We start from the raw sequence: 17,832 nt of genomic DNA, 5'->3' as shown, positions 1-17,832 counted from the left end.
ATTTACGCGTTGCCTTGCGCGCTGCCGGAATCGACGTGCACCTTGACCGTCGCCGACAGGCCCGGGCGCAGCACGCCTTGCATGTTCTTCGGCACGTCGAGCCGGATGCGCACCGGCACGCGCTGCACGATCTTCGTGAAGTTGCCGGTGGCGTTTTCCGCAGGCAGGACGCTGAACGTCGCGCCCGTCGCGGGCGCGAGGCTTTCGACCACGCCGTGAATCGCGCCGCTCGACGCGTCGAGCTCGACCTCCGCCGAGTCGCCCACGCGCATCTTCTTCAACTGGTCCTCCTTGAAGTTCGCATCGATCCAGAGCCCGTTCGACGGCACGATTGTCAGCAGCGCAGCGCCGGTATTCGCCAGCAGCCCGACGCGCGCGGTGCGATTGCCGACATAGCCGTCGACCGGCGAGCGGATCGTCGTGTATTCGACGTTCAGCTCGGCGACGCGCTCGGCCGCTCGAGCCGTGGCGACGCGCGCCTGGGCATCGTTGATCTGCGCGTCGAGCACCGCGAGCTGGCGCTGGGCGGCGGCCAATGCGGCACTGCTGCCGTCGACGGCGGCCCGGGCCTTCGAGAGATCCGCATCCGCGCGCTCGACGACCTGATTCGACACGGCTTGGTCCTTCACGAGCTCGCGATAGCGCTGCTCGTCGGACGCGCTGCGTGTGAGCTCCGCCTTCGACGAGCGCACGTCGGCCGATTGCACGTCGATCGTCGCTAGCTGCAGCGCCCGTTTCGCCTGCAATTCGACGACCGACGCCTTCGCGCCGGCCACATCCGCTTGCGCCTGCGCAAGGCGCGCATCGTAGTCGCGCGCATCGAGCCGGATCAGCACTTGATTGGCGCTGACATGCTGGTTGTCCTTCACGAGAACGTCCGCTACGAACCCGCTCACTCTCGGCGCCATGACAGTCACGTCGCCACCTACGTACGCGTCATCGGTCGATTCGACGAAGCGGCCGACGAAGAACCAATACGACGCCGCTGCCGCCAGCACGGCGAGCACGGAAAACACGGCGAGCAGCATCCAGGGGATGCGGCGCGCCTCCTGGCGGGGTTGGGCGGCGCCTGCCGGCGCAACGGTGGACGGGGTTGTGGACATGATTTATGTGCGTACGCACTCCATGTGATTGAAATAAAGCGCGACTCGGCGCGCTTATCCAAACTGCGATGCTTTGAAACGATCCGGCTACTCGCTCGTCAACGCGAACAGCTCCTGCCGCAGCAATGCCGCGCGTTGCGCGCCGAAGCGCTCCTCGAACTCTTCCTGCGCCGCGTGCCAGGGAATTTTTGCGCTGGCGAGCTTTTGCACGCCGAGCTCGGTGAGCCGGATCGATAGCGCTCGGCGGTCCCGCTCGGAAGGCGCGCTCGACAGCAGGCCGTCGCGTTGCAGAGGCTGAATCGCCCTCACCAGCGTCGTGCGATCCATCACCATCGAGTCGGCCAGTTGCGACGCCGTTTGCGGCGACGTGCGCCGAAGCCGCAGCAGGATCGAGAATTGCGTGATCGTCAAACCGACCTGAGCCAAATGCCTGTCGTAGATATGGGAAACGTATCTCGCAGCTTGGCGAATCGCGAAACAATCGTCTTCGATGGGGATCTGCATTTTCTGCTGCGAAGATCAGTGGTGCATATACACATAATCAAGAAAAAATATGCGGCCCTGAACAAGCATCGAGGACCGCATTGGTCTGTACAAACTTACTACGCCGTCATGCTGAAGAGCTCCGCGCGCAACGACTTCGCGCGCGAGCGGCCGAATTTCTTCTCGAACTCGTCTTGTGCCGCGCGCCACGCAACGACCGCCTCGTCGAAGACCTTTTCGCCTTCAGGCGACAAGCTGAGCAAGAACGTACGGCTATCCTGCTCCGAGGGCTGCGCCACGACGTAGCCGTCGCGCTGCATCGGCTTCAGTGCGCGAACGAGCGTAGTGCGATCCATCACCATGCCGTCGGCCAACTCCAGCATGGTGGACTCCGGCTTGCGGGCGAGCTTGGCCATGATCGTGAACTGAGCCGCCGTCATGCCGACTTGCCCCAGATGCCGTTCGTAGATTTGCGTGACGAAACGCGCCGCCTGACGCAGCGCGAAGCAATTGCATTCGTCGTAGGAGAGTGGTCTGTTCATGAAAGGCAGTCTATATGTGCGTACACACATAGTCAAGGACGAGATAGCCGCCAGCGACCTTCAACGGCGCGGACGCCCGGCGCAATCCGGTGCCGCGAGCGCCCCGAGCATCGCCACATCGACGATCTCGATCTCCGCGTAGCGCAGCCTCAGCGCACCCTGGATTTCGAATTGCTTGAGGATCTGATTGATCGTCTGGCGCGACAGCGCGAGCATCATCGCGAGATCTTCCTGCGGCACCTTGAGCACGCATCGCACCGCGCCGGCATCGCCATATCCGCCCGCCATCAGCAGGAGCCGCCGCGCCACGCGTTGCGGCGCGGGCAGCAGCGCCGTTTCCTCGATCAAGTCGAACGTGAGACGCAATTTCTGGGTGAGCAGCAAACCGAACGCATGCCAATACGCAGGCTTGCGCTCGAGCAACGCGGCGAGCGCGGCGCGCGGCACTCGGAACAGCACGGAATCGCGCTCTGCATACGCATCGTGCGTGCGCGGCCGTCCGTCGAACAGCGCGATCTCGCCGAACCAGTTCACGGGCTCGATGAGCGCGAGCAGCGCCTCCTTGCCCGCGAAGCTCGCCGCGCCGATCCGGATCGCCCCTTCCAACACGCAATAGAGGCCGTCGTCGGCATCGCCGCGGCTGAACAGCCGCGCGCCGGCAGGCAGCCGCTCGACGCGCCCATGCTCGACGAGCGCCGTGCGCAAGTCCTCGGGGCTCGCGCGAAACCACGCGCTCGCCGCCAGCGCGGCGGCAAGCGCCGCACGATCACGGTCGGCAGGCAGGTTGGCGGACGGCGATGTCATACGATAGGGAGGAGGATTGTCGGCTACCCGAATGTGTCGGTAAGCGATTGAGCGCGATTATGAGGGCTTTCGAGGAGAGGGAGACATCCATGAGAACACTGACAGACCAGCTCACCCAATATGCGGCCTACCATCGCGACCGGCGCAACATCGCCACGCATTTCGCCGGCATTCCGATGATCGTCGCCGCGCTCGCCGTGCTGCTCAGCCGGCCGGCTTCGGACTTCGGCGTGCTGCCGTTCGCGGTGTCGCCGGCCTGGCTTCTGTTCGTTGCCACGACCGTCTACTACCTCGTGCTCGACGTGCCGCTCGGCCTGATGATGGCGGCCGTCTCCGCGCTATGCCTGTGGTTCGGACATCGGCTGGCGCAAGCGCCGCTCGGCGCGTGGCTCGGCGCGGGCGTCGGGCTCTTCGTCGTCGGGTGGATCTTCCAGTTCGTCGGACATGCGGCGTACGAGCACCGCAAGCCGGCCTTCGTAGACGACGTGATCGGCCTGCTGATCGGGCCGCTCTTCGTGCTCGCCGAAGCACTGTTCGGCTTCGGCTGGCGGCCGGCGCTGCGCGAGGCGATCGAGCGCCAGGCCGGGCCGACGCGCATCAACCCCGCGCATCCGAAGCCGCATCACCAGGGCTGAAAAGGCGTGCTTCAGCGCCCCGCCGCACGCAGCAGCGACACGCTGTGCAGCCCCGTCAACGCCACGGCGATCCAGATCGGCACATATGTCGCGAGTTGCTGCAACGACAACGTCTCGCCGAGCACGGTGACCGCGATCACGACGATCAGCACCGGCTCGACGTAGCCGAGAATCCCGAACAGCGCCATCGGCAGCAGGCGGCTTGCGCCCAGGTAGCAACTGAGCGCAACCGTGCTCAAGATGCCGAGTCCCGGCAGCAGCGCGCCCCACAGCGCGACACGGCCGAACGCCGCGCCTGCGCTGCCGCTCGTCGCCACCCAGAGCGCGGCCACGGGAAAGAGCAGCAGCATTTCGACCGCGAACAGCGCGAGCGAATCGGCGTGGATCTTGCGTCGCAGGACGAAATACGGCGGATAGCCGAGCGCGACGAGCAGCGTCGGCCAGGAAAACGCGTGCGTCACCAACAGCTCGTGCGCGACGCCGAGCGCCGCGCAGGCGACCGCGAGCCACTGCGCCGGATCGAGCCGCTCGCGATAGTGGAAGCGCGCAACCAGCACCATCGTGAGCGGCAGCAGGAAATAGCCGAGCGACACTTCGAGCATCCGCCCGTGCAGCGGCGCCCACAGGAACACCCACAGCTGCAGGCCGAGCAAGCCGGCGGCGGCGAGCGCCGCGAGCGCGATGCCCGGCTCGGCGAAGGCTCGCACGACCAGTTGCCTGAGCTCGGGAACGCGGCCGCGCAACGCCACCAGCAGCAACGCGCCGGGCACGGTCCAGACGATCCGCCATGCAAAGATGTCGAGGCCGGTCAGCGGCGCGAGCAGCTTGGTGTAGGCCGACATCAGCGCAAAAAGGGCCGACGCACCCACTGAAAGGGCGATGCCTCGTCCTGCATCGGGATACTTCATCGCGCGCGCTGCGCGGTGGAGAAATGCGCTTTAAATATCTTTGCCATCGAATTGCGGTAAAGCGATGCGACTCGGCGCGCACCCTTGAAAACAGACAATCCCATCAGTGCTGCTCGAAGCGCTCGTAGCGCTTGTCCGTATAGCGCTCCTCGCCGGCAAGATCGGTCACGCGCGCCGCGGGCGGGCCGCGCCGCATCCATTCGAGCATCAGGTCGACCTGGTTGGCCGGGCCCTGGAGAATCGCCTCGACCGAGCCGTCGTCGAGATTCGCGACCCAGCCCTTGATACCAAGCGAGTGCGCCTTGCGCACCGTGGCGTGTCGAAACCCCACACCCTGGACGACGCCACGCACGCGGACATAATAAGTTTCAATTCTTGTGTTTAAATCGGGGCTAGTCATACCTGCATCTCCTGCGTCTTCATTCCGCCACGCATTTTAGTCGCACGGCGCTAGCCGTGCCGGCCGCAACCCCGGACGCACAGGCGGGCCAGCGGGAACACATGGCGCCATCGATCACGGGGAAGCGCCATCTAGACGGCGAACACGAATAAAGCAGTCTGTCCAGCAGTCGAGTCAAGAAGCAGCTGAATAATCAAAAGTCATTTCGACGAGCACTTAAGGAAATCAGCGCGGCGGTCGCTATCCGTTAACGCATGTTTTTATCGATCGCGCGAAGGGGACTGCACGGTGGCTGGACAAGACCACGCGGTAGGTGTCAATCGCATCCGCAAGATCAAAAGCTGGTTCGACGAACACAACACGACCATTCTGACCGTCGGCTTGTGCGCCCTTGCCGTCGGCATGGTCGCGTTTTCCGCCAGTCAGATTTTCGCCGCGCGCGAGGTCGACGACGCGCAGCTCGCGCAGGTGCTGCACGTTCGTGACGACGTCGAAGGACTCGATTCACTCTACACGGAAGCGGATGCCGATTTTCTGCGGCTGCTCGACAACCCGTCGTCGCACGCGGTTCCGTGGAACGTGACGCGCATCGAGCGCGCGCGGCACTACTTCGGCGAGCTCGAAGACGCCTTCGTCAACGACCCGCAACGCTCGCGCGACGTCGAAGCGCTGCGCCGGACCACGAGCGAATGGCAGCGCGAGCTTGCCCAGACGGAGCTCACCGCGCGCACCGACAACGAAACTGTCTCGATCCAGCGGCAGGCGCTCGGCACGATCAACGAAACGCGGCACCGCCTCGCAGTCGGCGTCGAATCGCTCGATCCCGCTCGCGAACTCTCGACCAGCGCCCGTGCGAGCATTTCGGCGCGGCGCCTCGCCTCCGAGCGCGTCGCGTTCGCCGCCGCCGCTGCCGCGGCGTTCGCGCTGCTCGTCTACGGCTTTCTCACGAACCATCGCCTTGCGCTCGAGCGCGCGCGCGTGCGCATCGCCGCGGAAGAAGGCGAGGCGCGCTTTCGCGAGTACTTCGAAGAGCACCCGCTGCCGATGCTGATCTACGACGTCGGCACGCGGAAGGTGACGGCGGTCAACGAAGCCGCGGTGCGCCTTTACGGCTATTCGCGCGACGAATTCGAAGGCCTCGCCATCGCCAGGCTGCGGCCCGCCGACGAAGCGGCCGAGTTCCTCGCGCGCTTCACGGAACTCGCGGCGAAGACCGGCATGGTCAAGGGCTCGTCCGGCGTGCGCCGTCACATGAGAAAGGACGGTACGCACTTTTTCGTCGAGCCGACCTATCACTTTCTCAATCACGCCAATCGCCGCGCGTGCTTTGTCGTCGCCGTCGACGTCACCGAAAAAGAGCTCGCCAAGGAAGCGCTCCAGCAATCGAAGCAAATGCTCGAAGCGGTGATCGACAGCGTGCCGCAACGCATCTTCTGGAAAGACACCCGCTCGCAATATCTCGGCTGCAACCGCGCGTTCGCGGACGACGTCGGCCTCACCGACGCCTCGAAGATCGCCGGCCTCACCGACTACGACCTGCCGTGGCACAGCTTCGCGTCGACGGCACGCATGCGCGACAGCGAAGTGATCGCGAGCGGCAAGCCGTTGCTCGGCTACGAGGAGTACGCCCCCGCGCAAGGCGGCGCATGGCGCTGGTTCCGCAAGACCAAGGTGCCGCTCAAGAACGCGCGCGACGACGTCATCGGCTTGCTCGCGACCTACGAAGACATCACCGAGCGCAAGGACGCCGAACTCGCGCTGCGCCTGCGCAGCCGCGCGCTCGACGCAATCGTCAACGCGGTGCTGATCACGCGCGCCACAAAGAACGGCAATCTGATCGAATATGCGAACCCCGCGTTCGAGCGCATCACCGGCTACCGCATCGACGACGTGATCGGCTCCGATTGCCGCTTCCTGCAAGGCGACGACCGCGACCAGCCCGGCATCGACGCGATCCGTCGCGCTCTTGCGCAAGAGCGCGACGTGACGACGCTCGTGCGCAACTACCGCCGCGACGGCACGCTGTTCTGGAACCAGCTCTACATCGCCCCCGTGCGCGACGAGCATGGCCAGGTCACGCATCACATCAGCGTCGTCAACGACGTGACCGAGCTCATGCAGTCGCACGAGATGCTGCACCACCAGGCGAACTTCGATTCGCTCACCGGGCTGCCGAACCGCGCGCTGCTCAACGAACGGCTCGACCAGGCGATCCGGCTCGGCGCCGAGCTCGGCACTCGCGTATCGCTGATCTTCATGGACGTCGACCATTTCAAGGACGTCAACGACAGTCTCGGACACGGCATCGGCGACCGCCTGCTGCGCAACATCGCGCAACGCCTCGGGGCCTGCGCCGGCGACGCGGACACGGTGGCGCGCTACGGCGGCGACGAGTTCGTGCTGGTGATCGCCGAAGAGGCGCACACCGACCGCCTGACCGAAGTCCTCGCGCGCGTCTCGCAGGCGTTCGCGCGCCCCATATGGATCGACGGCACCCAGTTCTACGTCGAGGCGAGCATCGGCATCGCGAGCTTTCCGTCCGACGGCTGCGATGGCGAAACGCTGCTGCGCCGCGCCGACCTCGCGATGTACCGCTCCAAATCGAACGGCCGCAATTCGGTACATCGCTACGAGCCCGAGCTCGGCCGCGCCGCGGACGAACGCCTCGCGCTGTCGCGCCGCATGCGCGTGGCGCTCGCCAACGGCGAGTTCCGGCTCGACTACCAGCCGCAAGTCGATCTTCTGACGAATCGCGTGACGGGCGTCGAGGCGCTGCTGCGCTGGCGCGATGCGGAACTGGGCCCCGTGAGTCCCGCCACCTTCATTCCGATCGCCGAGGAAAACGGCCTGATCGTGCCGATCGGCGAGTGGGTGATGCAGCAGGCGTGCTTCCAGGCGCAGGCGTGGCAGTCGACGCTGCCGGGCCTGCGGATGTCGGTGAACATCTCACCGCGGCAGTTCGCGCGCGCCGACATCCTGCGCGTGATGGAGTGCGCGCTCACGCGGGCCGGCTTGCCGCCGTCGCTGCTCGAAGTCGAGATCACCGAGGGCGCGCTGATGGCGTACGGGTCGATCGAAATGCTGCGCGCGATCCGGGCGACGGGCGTGGATATCGCCATCGACGATTTCGGCACGGGCTATTCGAGCCTTTCCTACATCCGCACCTTCCACGCCGACCGCTTGAAGCTCGACATGTCGTTCGTGCGCGGCATCGGGGAGCATCGCGAGGACGAGGTGATCACGCGCGCGATCCTCTCGCTCGGACGGGCGCTCGGGTTCAAGGTCGTGGCCGAAGGCGTCGAGACCGACAACCAGCTCGCGTTCCTGCGCCGCCACGGCTGCAACTTCGTGCAGGGATACCGCTTCGCGCGGCCGATGGTCGCCGCCGATGCGCATGCGTTCATCCTCAACTTCAATGAAGGGGCGGTGGAGTACAGCTGATCGGCCGCGCCCTTGTGTTCCTCGGGGCAAGTAAAATCGCGCAACGTCCAGACCGGCGAGCGCATGTGTGTCGCGCACCACGCCCGCCGCCGCACCACTGAGGAACCCATGGCAGATCAAACACGAGACCTCGTTCTCGTTACCGGCGCGTCCGGCTTCGTCGGCTCGGCCGTCGCGCGCATCGCGCAACAGAAAGGCTACGCCGTGCGCGTGCTGGTGCGCGCCACGAGCCCGCGCAAGAACCTCGAAGATCTCGATGCCGAAGTCGCCGTCGGCGACATGCGCGACGAAGCGTCGATGCGCACCGCCTTGCGCGGCGTGCGCTATCTCTTTCACGTCGCCGCCGACTACCGCCTGTGGGCGCCCGATCCCGCCGAGATCGAACGCGCCAACCTCGAAGGCACCGAAGCGACGATGCGCGCGGCGCTCGCGGAAGGCGTCGAGCGCATCGTCTATACGAGCAGCGTCGCGACGCTCAAGGTCACCAGCGCCGGCCATTCGGTCGACGAAACCGCGCCGCTCACGGCCGAGCAGGCGATCGGCGTCTACAAGCGCAGCAAGGTGCTCGCCGAGCGCGCGGTCGAGCGCATGATCGCGAACGACCGCCTGCCCGCCGTGATCGTCAATCCGTCGACGCCGATCGGCCCGCGCGACGTGCGTCCGACGCCCACCGGCCGCATCATCGTCGAAGCCGCCCTCGGCAAGATCCCGGCGTTCGTCGATACGGGGCTGAACCTCGTCCATGTCGACGATGTCGCCGCGGGCCACTTTCTCGCCCTCGATCATGGACGCATCGGCGAGCGCTACATCCTCGGCGGCGAAAATCTGCCGCTGCAGCAGATGCTCGCCGACATCGCCGCGCTCACGGGCCGCAAGGCGCCGACGATCAGCCTGCCGCGCTGGCCGCTCTATCCGCTCGCGCTCGGCGCGGAGGCGGTCGCGAAGATCACCAAGCGCGAGCCGTTCGTGACCGTCGACGGCCTCAAGATGGCGAAGAACAAGATGTACTTCACATCGGCGAAGGCGGAGCGCGAGCTCGGCTATCGCGCGCGGCCGTATCGCGAGGGATTGAGCGATGCGCTCGACTGGTTCCGGCAGGCGGGGTATCTGAAGGCGTGATGCGGCGTGGCTATCAGCTCGACCGCGCGGCGCGCCGAGCAATTTGTTACAACCTGTGAACGCGCCGGTACGGTCAAGGCCGGCGCGCAGCGAGTAAAATCGCGAGTCTTACGTAGAGAAGACTCGCATGAACCTCCAAGAACAGATCGGCGCGCTCGAAACGGGTGTCGATCAGCTCACCCAGCTCATTCAATCCGCCCTCGCTCAACAAGCGGCGCAGGAAGCGCCGCAAGCCTCGGCCGCTTCCGCTGAAACGCCCGCCGATTCAGCCGCGCCGGACGCAGCCGATGCGCATGCGGCGAACGCCGTCGAGCCCGCAGCGGAGAGCGTCGACGAAAAGCCCACTCTGCACGTCGCGCGCCCGACGCAAAACGAAATCGTGCTGACGGTCGGCGGGAAGTCGGTGTCGCTGCATCCCGACCAGGTGACGCAGCTGATCGAAGAGCTGGCGAACGCGCGTGCGTCGATGCTCCCGGAACCGCCGATGGCCCTGCCCCCCGGCTGGCGTTTCGTATCGACGAAGAACCCGGTGATGGCTGTGCAAAAGCAATCGAACGGCGATCGCCTGCTGGTCCTGCGCCATACGGGCCACGGCTGGGTGCCGTTCACGTTCTCGCCGGACATGGCGATCCAGCTCTACATGATGCTGACGCAGCGTTGACGATGTAAAAAAAGCCGCGCTCCAGGCGCGGCCGTTCGCGAGCAACGAGCAGCGAATCGAACCTACCGCTCCTGCACCGGCGCCTGCACGCGCGCCTTCCACTGCCCGCCCTTGCCGCGCCAATAGCGCACGGCGGACGCCACCGTCGCCCCGACATAGAACAGCGCCACGAGCGGCAACGCCGGCGCCCATAGCGGCGAGCGTTTGTAGTAGCGCAGCATCGGCGCATACGCGCAGCACATCGCGGCCCACGCGAGCCACGCCGGCCAGCCATACGGACCAAGCGCAAGCGCGACGACGGGCGGCACCAGATAGATCAGCGTCATGCCGATCAGCGTCCCGGCAAGCAGCCACGGCGAGTAGCGCAGCTGCGTGAACGCAGTGCGCGCAATCATGTTCCAGATCTCGCGCCAGTTGTCATACGGACGCAGCGACACGCTCTGCGCAGCGACATCGAGCCGGATCGGGTGACGCCCCTCGCCGCGATGCTTGATGCGATTCGCGAGGCTGCAATCGTCGATCAATTCGCCGCGGATCGATTCGATCCCGCCGGCTTCCTCGAGCGCCGCGCGCCTCACGAGCATGCAGCCGCCCGCGGCAGCGGCGGTCTTGTTGCGCGGATTGTTGACCCACGAGAATGGGTAGAGCTTCGCGAAGAAAAACACGAACGCGGGAATCAGCGCCTTTTCCCATAACGAATCGCAGCGCAGCCGCACCATCAGCGAGACCAGGTCGCGCTTCTCTTCCGTTGCGCGCGCAACGAGTTGCGCGACGGCGTCGGGGGGATGGCCGATGTCGGCGTCGGTGAGCAGCAGGTAGTCGGCGGGCAGCCCGAGCGACTTCACCGCCTCGATACCCTGCGACTGCGCCCAAACCTTGCCGGACCAGCCCGCGGGCAATGGCTTCGCGGTGAGCACCGTCAGGCGCTCCGGCCTTTGCAGCGACAGTGCCGCGGCGCGCGCGGCTTCAGCGGTGCCGTCGGTGCTATGGTCGTCGACGACGATCACATGGAACGCGCCCGGATAATCCTGCGCGATCAATGTCGCGACGGCCTTGCCGATCACGTCGGCCTCGTTGCGGGCCGGCACGACGGCAGCCACGGCAGGCCACGACTCGCGCGCGCCGATGGCGAGCGGCGGCGCCGGACGCGCACGCCAGAAGCCGCCGCGGGCAAACAGCAGCACACACCAGATCAGAAGCGATAGGGCGGACAGCAGAAACAACAGAATTGCGATCATGCGTGACCCTCAAACGATAGTGCGCTCACGCCGACGCTCCCGAAGAGACGCATTTTCGCCGTGCGCGCCGCGATGATGCACCAATCGAGCGTATCCAGCACGGGTCGATGGTGAAACACGTCGTAATCGGCCTGCTCGATGCGCTCGATAACGCGCAGGCCGCCTTGCACGACGCTGCACAGCTCGAGGCCGAAACGCCCCGGCAGACGCCGCGCGAGCGGCGCGCCGCGCACCATCAACGCACGGGCGCAGGCAAGCTGATGCGCCATCAGCGCCCGCCAGGCGTCGTCGCAAACGCCATTGGCGATTTGCGCCTCGGTCACGGAAAATCGCGCGATATCGGCAAGCGGCAGGTAGACATGCCCTTTGCGCCAGTCGAGCGCGACATCCTGGCAGAAGTTGATCAATTGCAGCGACGTGCAGATCGCGTCGGAATCGGCAATATTTTCCGGATTGGCGGCGCCAATCAGATGCAGCAGCAGGCGCCCGATCGGATGCACCGCAAGGCGGCAGTAGTCGACGAGCGCGGCGTGGTTGTCGTAACGGGTGGTGTCGATGTCCTGGTCGAAGGCCGACACGAGGTCGTAGAACGGCTCGAACGGCAAGCCGTGCTGCGAGGCCGCGGCAGCCAGTTTGTCGAACAGGAGCGGGTGGACGGGGGCCGTGCGGCCGTTCAGGGCGGCGTCGAGCCCGGCCCGGAAGTCGGCAAGCCGGGCACGTCGGCAGGCGTGGCTGAAATCGTCGTTCTCGGCAATCTCGGCGGCGGTGCGCACAAAGTGATGGATCAGTCCGACCGGCGCGCGCAGCGCCTTGGGCAACAAAATCCTCTCGACCGGTAAGGTTTCGTAGTGTTCGACTTCCATGCTGCAAATTACGTAATGCAAGCGAAAGATTCGCCTGCGGCCCAGTAGTTTACTGGGTTCCGGCATGCCTCGGCCCCCTGGGAACGACTGCTTTCAAAATGTGCGACGGCCCCATTAAAGCGCGCCGGACTCGATAGCGGTAGAATGCGCGTTTTGAATTCGGTTTTGCCGGGATTGCGCCCGCTTTCTAATACCTGGATTCGGGGCGACGAAGTCATGACCGGCTTGTTCGAGACCCCGCGTCAGTCGGAGTTCCCAAACATATGCGAGTCATCCTTGCTCAGCCCCGCGGCTTTTGTGCGGGGGTCGTCCGCGCGATTGAGATCGTGGATCGCGCGCTGCAACGACACGGCGCACCCGTCTATGTGCGCCATGAAATTGTTCACAATCGGCATGTCGTCGAAAACCTGCGCAGCAAAGGCGCGCGCTTTGTCGAGGAGCTCGACGAAGTGCCGCATGGCGCCGTGGCGATTTTCAGCGCGCACGGCGTGGCGCAGAGCGTCGAGCGCGATGCCGAGCAACGCGGCCTCGACGTGCTCGACGCCACCTGCCCGCTCGTGACGAAAGTGCACGTGCAAGGGCGCCAGTATGTGGCCGCCGGCCGCACGCTGATCCTGATCGGCCACGCGGGCCACCCGGAAGTCGAAGGCACGATCGGCCAGATTCCGGGCAAGGTCCTGCTCGTGCAGAGCGAGGCGGAAGTCGCGACCCTGCCGCTGGCGAACGACACGCCGCTCGCCTACGTCACGCAGACGACGCTCTCCGTCGACGACACGCGCGGCATCATCGAAGCGCTGATGCGCCGCTTCACCGACATCGTCGGCCCGGATACGCGCGACATCTGCTACGCGACGCAAAACCGCCAGGCAGCGGTGCGCGAGCTCTCGAAGCAGGTCGACGTGCTGCTCGTGGTCGGCGCGACCAACAGCTCGAACTCGAACCGCTTGCGCGAGATCGGCACCGAAAGCGGCGTGCCGAGCTACCTCGTCGCGGACGGCTCGGAAGTGAAGTCCGAATGGTTCGCGAATGCGCAGACCGTCGGCCTCACGGCAGGCGCGTCGGCGCCGGAAGAAATGGTCGAACACGTGATCGATGCGCTGCGCGCATTGGGCCCCGTCGATGTCACGACGATGGCGGGCCGTGAAGAAAAAGTCGAATTCAAGCTGCCGTCTAAGCTGGCCGAGCCAGCCGTCGCGCGCGAAGCCTAAGGAGCTCAACCTTGTCTATTCCGCTGCTACAAAAAGTCCGTGTTGGCTCCTACATCTTCCGCCAGCATTTTTCCGGCAACAAACGCTACCCGCTCGCGCTGATGCTCGAGCCGCTGTTCCGCTGCAACCTCGCCTGCAATGGCTGCGGCAAGATCGACTATCCCGATCCCATCCTGAACCAGCGCCTGTCGCTCGAAGAGTGCCTCGGCGCGGTCGACGAGTGCGGCGCGCCGGTCGTCTCGATCGCCGGCGGCGAGCCGCTCCTGCACAAGGAAATGCCGGAGATCGTCAAGGGCATCATCAAGCGCAAGAAGTTCGTCTACCTCTGCACGAACGCGCTCCTGATGGAAAAGAAGATGGACGACTACGAGCCGAGCCCGTACTTCGTCTGGTCGGTGCACCTCGACGGCGACCAGCAGATGCACGATCACTCGGTTTCGCAGGAAGGCGTCTACGACAAGGCTGTCGCCGCGATCCGCGAAGCGAAGCGCCGCGGCTTCCGCGTCAACATCAACTGCACGCTGTTCAACGACGCCGTGCCCGAGCGCGTCGCGGCGTTCTTCGATACGTTGAAGCCGATCGGCGTCGACGGCATCACGGTATCGCCGGGCTATGCGTACGAGCGCGCGCCCGATCAGCAGCACTTCCTGAACCGCGACAAGACCAAGCAACTGTTCCGCGAGATCTTCAAGCGCGGCAACAACGGCAAGAACTGGTCGTTCAGCCAGTCGGGCCTGTTCCTCGACTTCCTCGCGGGCAACCAGACCTACGAATGCACGCCGTGGGGCAACCCGGCGCGCACGGTGTTCGGCTGGCAGAAGCCGTGTTATCTGGTCGGCGAAGGCTACGTGAAGACCTTCAAGGAACTGATGGAAACCACCGACTGGGACAAGTACGGCACCGGCAACTACGAGAAGTGCGCGGACTGCATGGTCCACTGCGGCTTCGAGGCGACGGCGGTGATGGATACCGTCGCGCATCCGCTGAAGGCGCTTGGTGTGGCTATGCGCGGCCCGAAGACAGAAGGCGCGTTCACCAAGGACATCCCGCTCGACAAGCAGCGTCCGGCTGAATACGTGTTCTCGCGTCACGTCGAGATCAAGCTCGAGGAAATCGGGCGTGCGAAGGGCGCGAAGAAGACGCAGGCGGTCGCGGCGCATTGAGCCAATGAAACGCACGCTGCGTGCGTGGTGAATGAGAGGGCGCAACGGGTCATACTGTTGCGCCTTTTTTCATGCCCGCGCCGCTCTAAAAAGCGACTCCAACAATCGACCGCGCGGCTCCCGAATTCCCTCACCTTACGTCGATCCGGAAGGCAACCATGGCACATCGCATCCTGCTGATGAGCAGCTCCCGCAAAGACAGCCTCGGCTATCTGGAGCACGCCACCGAACAGATCCATACGGTACTCAAACACGAGGCGCGCAAAATTGTCTTCGTTCCGTTTGCCGGCGTCGCATTGAGCTTCGACGCGTATGAAGCCACCGTCAAGCCGGCGTTCGAAAAGCTCGGCTATGCGCTCGAGTCGATTCATCGCAGCGCGAATCCGCGTCAAGCGATTGAGCGGGCGGACGCGATCGCGGTCGGCGGCGGCAACACGTTTGCGCTGCTCAAGCGCATGTACGAAGCCGATATCGCCGATGCGATCCGCGCGAAGGTGCGCGAGGGGACGCCTTACGTCGGCTGGAGCGCCGGCAGCAACGTCGCGTGCCCGACGATCCGCACGACCAACGACATGCCGATCGTCCAGCCGCCGACGCTGCGCGCGCTCGGCCTCGTGCCGTTCCAGATCAACCCGCACTTCATCAGCGGCAAGCCCGTGGGGCACAACGGCGAAAGCCGCGAAGAGCGGATTGTCGAGTTTCTCGACATCAATGCGCCGGAGCAGGTGCTGGCGTTGCCGGAAGGCTCGGCGCTGCTCGTCGAAGACACACACGGCACCGTGCTCGGCGAACGCGGCGCGTTGCACTTCGAGAGCAAGGACGTGGTCGAACAGGTCATCGAAGGCACGACGTTCCCGCTCGCGCGCATCCGAGGCCCCGCGGACTTCGCGACCTGGCCGGACTTCCGCGTCTAGGTCGGCGCTTGCGGGCGCGGCAACGGCAGATCAACAGCACTTCCCCGCCCCCGCGCCATACCGCGCATTCTGCCGCTCGCGGAAAAACTCCTCGTACGTCATCACGGGCCGATCCGGATGCGTCGCGCGCATGTGCGCGACATACGTCTCGTAGTCAGGCACCCCGACCATCAGCCGCAGCGCCTGCCCCAGATAACGGCCCGCGTTCCGCACTTCATTGCGCACCCCAGTCAGGTTGGAGAACATCGCGGGCCTCCCGTTATTGCACCGTCGAGGCCACCGCGGCCTGGCTGGCCGGCATCGCTTCGAACGGCGTCTCGCTCGACGTCGGGCGCTCGGCGCGGCGCGCGCGCATCACCGCCAGCACGCCATACACCACCATGCTCGCCACGACGAAGATGAACAGCCCCGCCAGCGCTGCGTCGATATAGTCGTTGAAGATGACCCTGTGCATCTGCTCGATCGACTTCGCGGGCGCCATGACCGTCCCCGCATCGGCCGCAGCCGAGAGTTTCGCCGCGTGCGCCAGAAAACCCACTTTCGGATTCGCGTCGAAGATCTTCTGCCAGCCCGCCGTCAGCGTGCAAACCAGCAGCCACACCGTCGGCACCAGCGTGACCCAGGCGAAGCGGTCGCGCTTCATCTTGAAGAGCACCACCGTGCCGAGCGTCAGCGCGATCGCGGCCAGCATCTGGTTCGAGATGCCGAACAGCGGCCACAGCGTGTTGATGCCGCCGAGAGGATCGACCACGCCTTGGTACAGGAAGTAGCCCCACGCCGCCACGCACAGCGCCGTCGCCATAAGGTTCGCCGCCAGCGAGTCGGTGCGCTTCAAAGCCGGATGGAACGTGCCGAGCAGGTCTTGCAGCATGAAGCGGCCCGCGCGCGTGCCCGCATCGACCGCCGTCAGGATGAAGAGCGCTTCGAACAGGATCGCGAAGTGATACCAGAACGCCATCATCGCTTCGCCGCCGATCACCTGGTGCAGGATGTGCGCCATGCCGACCGCGAGCGTCGGCGCGCCGCCGGCGCGCGCGATGATCGTCGTTTCGCCGACGGCCTTCGCGGTCGTCGTGAGCATGTCTGGCGTCAGCACGAAGCCCCAGCTCGTGACGGTATGCGCGACCGCCTCGGGCGTCGTGCCGAGCACGGCAGCCGGCGCGTTCATCGCGAAGTAGATGCCCGGCTCGATCACGCAGGCGGCCACGAGCGCCATGATCGCGACGAACGATTCCATCAGCATCGCACCGTAGCCGATGAAGCGCGCATTGGTTTCGTTGTCGAGCATCTTGGGCGTCGTGCCCGACGAGATCAGCGCGTGGAAGCCCGACACCGCGCCGCACGCGATCGTGATGAAGAGGAACGGGAACAGGTTGCCCGACCAGACCGGCCCGGTGCCGTCGACGAACTTCGTCAGCGCGGGCATCTTCAGCTCCGGCGCGACGACGAGAATGCCGATCGCTAGACCAAGGATCGTGCCGATCTTCAGGAACGTCGACAGATAGTCGCGCGGCGCGAGCAGCAGCCAGATCGGCAGCACGGACGCCACGAAGCCGTAGCCGATCAGGATCCACGTGAGCTGCGTGCCGTTGAACGTGAACCAGGCGGCGAGCGTCGGCGAATCGTGCACATGCTGGCCGTAGACGATCGACGCCATCAGCAGCACGAAGCCGATGATCGACACCTCGCCGATCCGGCCCGGCCGGATGTAGCGCGTATAGACGCCCATGAACAGCGCGATCGGAATCGTCGCCGCAACGGTGAACGTGCCCCAGGGCGAATTGGTCAGCGCCTTCACGACGATCAGCGCGAGCACCGCGAGGATGATCACCATGATGAGGAACGCGCCGAACAGCGCGATCACGCCGGGCACCGTGCCGAGCTCCATCTTGACGAGATCGCCGAGCGAGCGGCCGTCGCGGCGCGACGAGATGAAGAGCACGACGAAGTCCTGCACCGCGCCCGCGAACACGACGCCCGCGAGAATCCACAGCATGCCGGGCGTGTAGCCCATCTGCGCGGCGAGCACGGGGCCGACGAGCGGCCCGGCGCCGGCAATCGCCGCGAAGTGATGGCCGAACAGCACGTACTTGTTGGTCGGCACGTAGTCGAGGCCGTCGTTGTGCTTGACGGCGGGCGTCATGCGCAGGCCGTCGAGCTGCAGCACCTTGCTCGCGATGAAGCGGCTGTAGAAGCGGTAAGCGATCAAATAGACGCAGACGGCGGCGATCACGACCCAGAGGGCGCTGACGCGTTCGCCGTGCGCAAGGGCGATGGTGCCGAACGCGAACGCGCCCAGCAGCGCGACCGCGATCCAGATCAAACAATGGGAAGCCCGACTCATGGCGTC

17 protein-coding genes are annotated in these 17,832 nt (G+C 65.4%); 7 read left to right on the top strand and 10 right to left on the bottom strand.

The window, feature by feature from the left end; all coding sequences use genetic code 11:
• Positions 1-2: 2 nt before the first annotated feature.
• The 4 genes from FAZ69_RS14750 to FAZ69_RS14735 form a co-directional block, all read right to left on the bottom strand.
• The gene (locus tag FAZ69_RS14750; RefSeq protein WP_169708652.1) at positions 3-1,103 is read right to left on the bottom strand and encodes an HlyD family secretion protein; all 1,101 of its coding nucleotides are present in this window, start codon (positions 1,101-1,103) and stop codon (positions 3-5) included.
• 87 nt (positions 1,104-1,190) lie between these two features.
• Positions 1,191-1,607: a MarR family winged helix-turn-helix transcriptional regulator gene (locus FAZ69_RS14745; protein WP_136895719.1), complete on the bottom strand. Its 417-nt coding sequence runs from the start codon at positions 1,605-1,607 to the stop codon at positions 1,191-1,193.
• A 98-nt stretch (positions 1,608-1,705) separates the two neighbouring features.
• Entirely contained in the window at positions 1,706-2,128 is a 423-nt protein-coding gene (locus FAZ69_RS14740; protein WP_136895716.1) for a MarR family winged helix-turn-helix transcriptional regulator, read from the bottom strand.
• A gap of 60 nt (positions 2,129-2,188) precedes the next feature.
• Positions 2,189-2,932, bottom strand: a complete 744-nt coding sequence (locus tag FAZ69_RS14735) for a Crp/Fnr family transcriptional regulator (protein ID WP_136895715.1) — start codon at positions 2,930-2,932, stop codon at positions 2,189-2,191.
• 89 nt (positions 2,933-3,021) lie between these two features.
• Here FAZ69_RS14735 and FAZ69_RS14730 point away from each other — a divergent pair, with 89 nt between their 5' ends.
• The gene (locus FAZ69_RS14730; protein ID WP_136895714.1) at positions 3,022-3,567 is read left to right on the top strand and encodes an Mpo1 family 2-hydroxy fatty acid dioxygenase; all 546 of its coding nucleotides are present in this window, start codon (positions 3,022-3,024) and stop codon (positions 3,565-3,567) included.
• A gap of 11 nt (positions 3,568-3,578) precedes the next feature.
• Here the strand turns inward: FAZ69_RS14730 and rarD are convergent, their stop codons facing one another.
• Both rarD and FAZ69_RS14720 read right to left on the bottom strand, forming a co-directional pair.
• Positions 3,579-4,475 carry an EamA family transporter RarD gene (gene rarD / locus FAZ69_RS14725; RefSeq protein WP_136895712.1) on the bottom strand — a complete coding sequence of 299 codons (897 nt, stop codon included), beginning with the start codon at positions 4,473-4,475 and terminating at the stop codon, positions 3,579-3,581.
• A gap of 103 nt (positions 4,476-4,578) precedes the next feature.
• Positions 4,579-4,875 carry an acylphosphatase gene (locus FAZ69_RS14720; protein ID WP_136895710.1) on the bottom strand — a complete coding sequence of 99 codons (297 nt, stop codon included), beginning with the start codon at positions 4,873-4,875 and terminating at the stop codon, positions 4,579-4,581.
• Positions 4,876-5,163: 288 nt separating this feature from the next.
• On the opposite strand from FAZ69_RS14720, the gene FAZ69_RS14715 reads away from it, so the two are divergent.
• The 3 genes from FAZ69_RS14715 (at position 5,164) to FAZ69_RS14705 (ending at position 10,096) form a co-directional block, all read left to right on the top strand.
• Positions 5,164-8,316, top strand: a complete 3,153-nt coding sequence (locus FAZ69_RS14715) for a sensor domain-containing protein (protein WP_136895708.1) — start codon at positions 5,164-5,166, stop codon at positions 8,314-8,316.
• Positions 8,317-8,424: 108 nt separating this feature from the next.
• A complete protein-coding gene (gene hpnA / locus FAZ69_RS14710; protein WP_136895706.1) occupies positions 8,425-9,435 on the top strand; it encodes a hopanoid-associated sugar epimerase in 1,011 nt (336 codons plus the stop codon).
• Between the two features lie 127 nt (positions 9,436-9,562).
• Complete coding sequence (locus FAZ69_RS14705; RefSeq protein ID WP_136895704.1) at positions 9,563-10,096, top strand: hypothetical protein; 534 nt, start codon at positions 9,563-9,565, stop codon at positions 10,094-10,096.
• Between the two features lie 62 nt (positions 10,097-10,158).
• On the opposite strand, the gene FAZ69_RS14700 is transcribed toward FAZ69_RS14705, so the two are convergent.
• Positions 10,159-11,334 (bottom strand): glycosyltransferase, encoded by a 1,176-nt coding sequence (locus FAZ69_RS14700; RefSeq protein WP_136895702.1) that lies wholly within the window; start codon positions 11,332-11,334, stop codon positions 10,159-10,161.
• The gene (gene hpnC, locus FAZ69_RS14695; RefSeq protein ID WP_136895700.1) at positions 11,331-12,197 is read right to left on the bottom strand and encodes a squalene synthase HpnC; all 867 of its coding nucleotides are present in this window, start codon (positions 12,195-12,197) and stop codon (positions 11,331-11,333) included. The genes FAZ69_RS14700 and hpnC overlap by 4 nt, the downstream gene beginning before the upstream one ends.
• A gap of 263 nt (positions 12,198-12,460) precedes the next feature.
• On the opposite strand from hpnC, the gene ispH reads away from it, so the two are divergent.
• From ispH to pepE, 3 genes are all read left to right on the top strand, one after another.
• Positions 12,461-13,405 carry a 4-hydroxy-3-methylbut-2-enyl diphosphate reductase gene (gene ispH, locus FAZ69_RS14690; protein ID WP_136895698.1) on the top strand — a complete coding sequence of 315 codons (945 nt, stop codon included), beginning with the start codon at positions 12,461-12,463 and terminating at the stop codon, positions 13,403-13,405.
• 11 nt (positions 13,406-13,416) lie between these two features.
• Positions 13,417-14,568, top strand: a complete 1,152-nt coding sequence (hpnH, locus tag FAZ69_RS14685; RefSeq protein ID WP_136895696.1) for an adenosyl-hopene transferase HpnH — start codon at positions 13,417-13,419, stop codon at positions 14,566-14,568.
• 158 nt (positions 14,569-14,726) lie between these two features.
• Positions 14,727-15,482: a dipeptidase PepE gene (pepE, locus tag FAZ69_RS14680; RefSeq protein WP_136895694.1), complete on the top strand. Its 756-nt coding sequence runs from the start codon at positions 14,727-14,729 to the stop codon at positions 15,480-15,482.
• A 30-nt stretch (positions 15,483-15,512) separates the two neighbouring features.
• Here pepE and FAZ69_RS14675 read toward each other — a convergent pair whose 3' ends face one another.
• Together FAZ69_RS14675 and FAZ69_RS14670 are read right to left on the bottom strand one after the other, a co-directional pair.
• The gene (locus FAZ69_RS14675; RefSeq protein ID WP_136895692.1) at positions 15,513-15,728 is read right to left on the bottom strand and encodes a YbdD/YjiX family protein; all 216 of its coding nucleotides are present in this window, start codon (positions 15,726-15,728) and stop codon (positions 15,513-15,515) included.
• Between the two features lie 13 nt (positions 15,729-15,741).
• Positions 15,742-17,826, bottom strand: coding sequence for a carbon starvation CstA family protein (locus FAZ69_RS14670; RefSeq protein WP_136895690.1), 2,085 nt, complete (start codon positions 17,824-17,826; stop codon positions 15,742-15,744).
• Positions 17,827-17,832: the final 6 nt, after the last annotated feature.

The sequence above is a fragment of the Trinickia terrae genome (assembly GCF_005144415.1).
Classification (GTDB): domain Bacteria; phylum Pseudomonadota; class Gammaproteobacteria; order Burkholderiales; family Burkholderiaceae; genus Trinickia_A; species Trinickia_A terrae.
This window is presented reverse-complemented; position numbering and strand designations above follow the sequence as displayed.

Excerpts from the sequence above, each read along its gene's own strand:
- FAZ69_RS14730 (WP_136895714.1), top strand. The coding sequence starts at position 3,022 with ATGAGAACACTGACAGACCAGCTCACCCAATATGCGGCCTACCATCGC.
- FAZ69_RS14705 (WP_136895704.1), top strand. The coding sequence starts at position 9,563 with ATGAACCTCCAAGAACAGATCGGCGCGCTCGAAACGGGTGTCGATCAG.
- FAZ69_RS14745 (WP_136895719.1), bottom strand. The coding sequence starts at position 1,607 with ATGCAGATCCCCATCGAAGACGATTGTTTCGCGATTCGCCAAGCTGCG.
- FAZ69_RS14675 (WP_136895692.1), bottom strand. The coding sequence starts at position 15,728 with ATGTTCTCCAACCTGACTGGGGTGCGCAATGAAGTGCGGAACGCGGGC.
- FAZ69_RS14750 (WP_169708652.1), bottom strand. The coding sequence starts at position 1,103 with ATGTCCACAACCCCGTCCACCGTTGCGCCGGCAGGCGCCGCCCAACCC.
- FAZ69_RS14720 (WP_136895710.1), bottom strand. The coding sequence starts at position 4,875 with ATGACTAGCCCCGATTTAAACACAAGAATTGAAACTTATTATGTCCGC.
- FAZ69_RS14670 (WP_136895690.1), bottom strand. The coding sequence starts at position 17,826 with ATGAGTCGGGCTTCCCATTGTTTGATCTGGATCGCGGTCGCGCTGCTG.
- rarD (WP_136895712.1), bottom strand. The coding sequence starts at position 4,475 with ATGAAGTATCCCGATGCAGGACGAGGCATCGCCCTTTCAGTGGGTGCG.
- FAZ69_RS14740 (WP_136895716.1), bottom strand. The coding sequence starts at position 2,128 with ATGAACAGACCACTCTCCTACGACGAATGCAATTGCTTCGCGCTGCGT.
- FAZ69_RS14700 (WP_136895702.1), bottom strand. The coding sequence starts at position 11,334 with ATGATCGCAATTCTGTTGTTTCTGCTGTCCGCCCTATCGCTTCTGATC.
- FAZ69_RS14735 (WP_136895715.1), bottom strand. The coding sequence starts at position 2,932 with ATGACATCGCCGTCCGCCAACCTGCCTGCCGACCGTGATCGTGCGGCG.
- ispH (WP_136895698.1), top strand. The coding sequence starts at position 12,461 with ATGCGAGTCATCCTTGCTCAGCCCCGCGGCTTTTGTGCGGGGGTCGTC.
- hpnA (WP_136895706.1), top strand. The coding sequence starts at position 8,425 with ATGGCAGATCAAACACGAGACCTCGTTCTCGTTACCGGCGCGTCCGGC.
- hpnC (WP_136895700.1), bottom strand. The coding sequence starts at position 12,197 with ATGGAAGTCGAACACTACGAAACCTTACCGGTCGAGAGGATTTTGTTG.
- pepE (WP_136895694.1), top strand. The coding sequence starts at position 14,727 with ATGGCACATCGCATCCTGCTGATGAGCAGCTCCCGCAAAGACAGCCTC.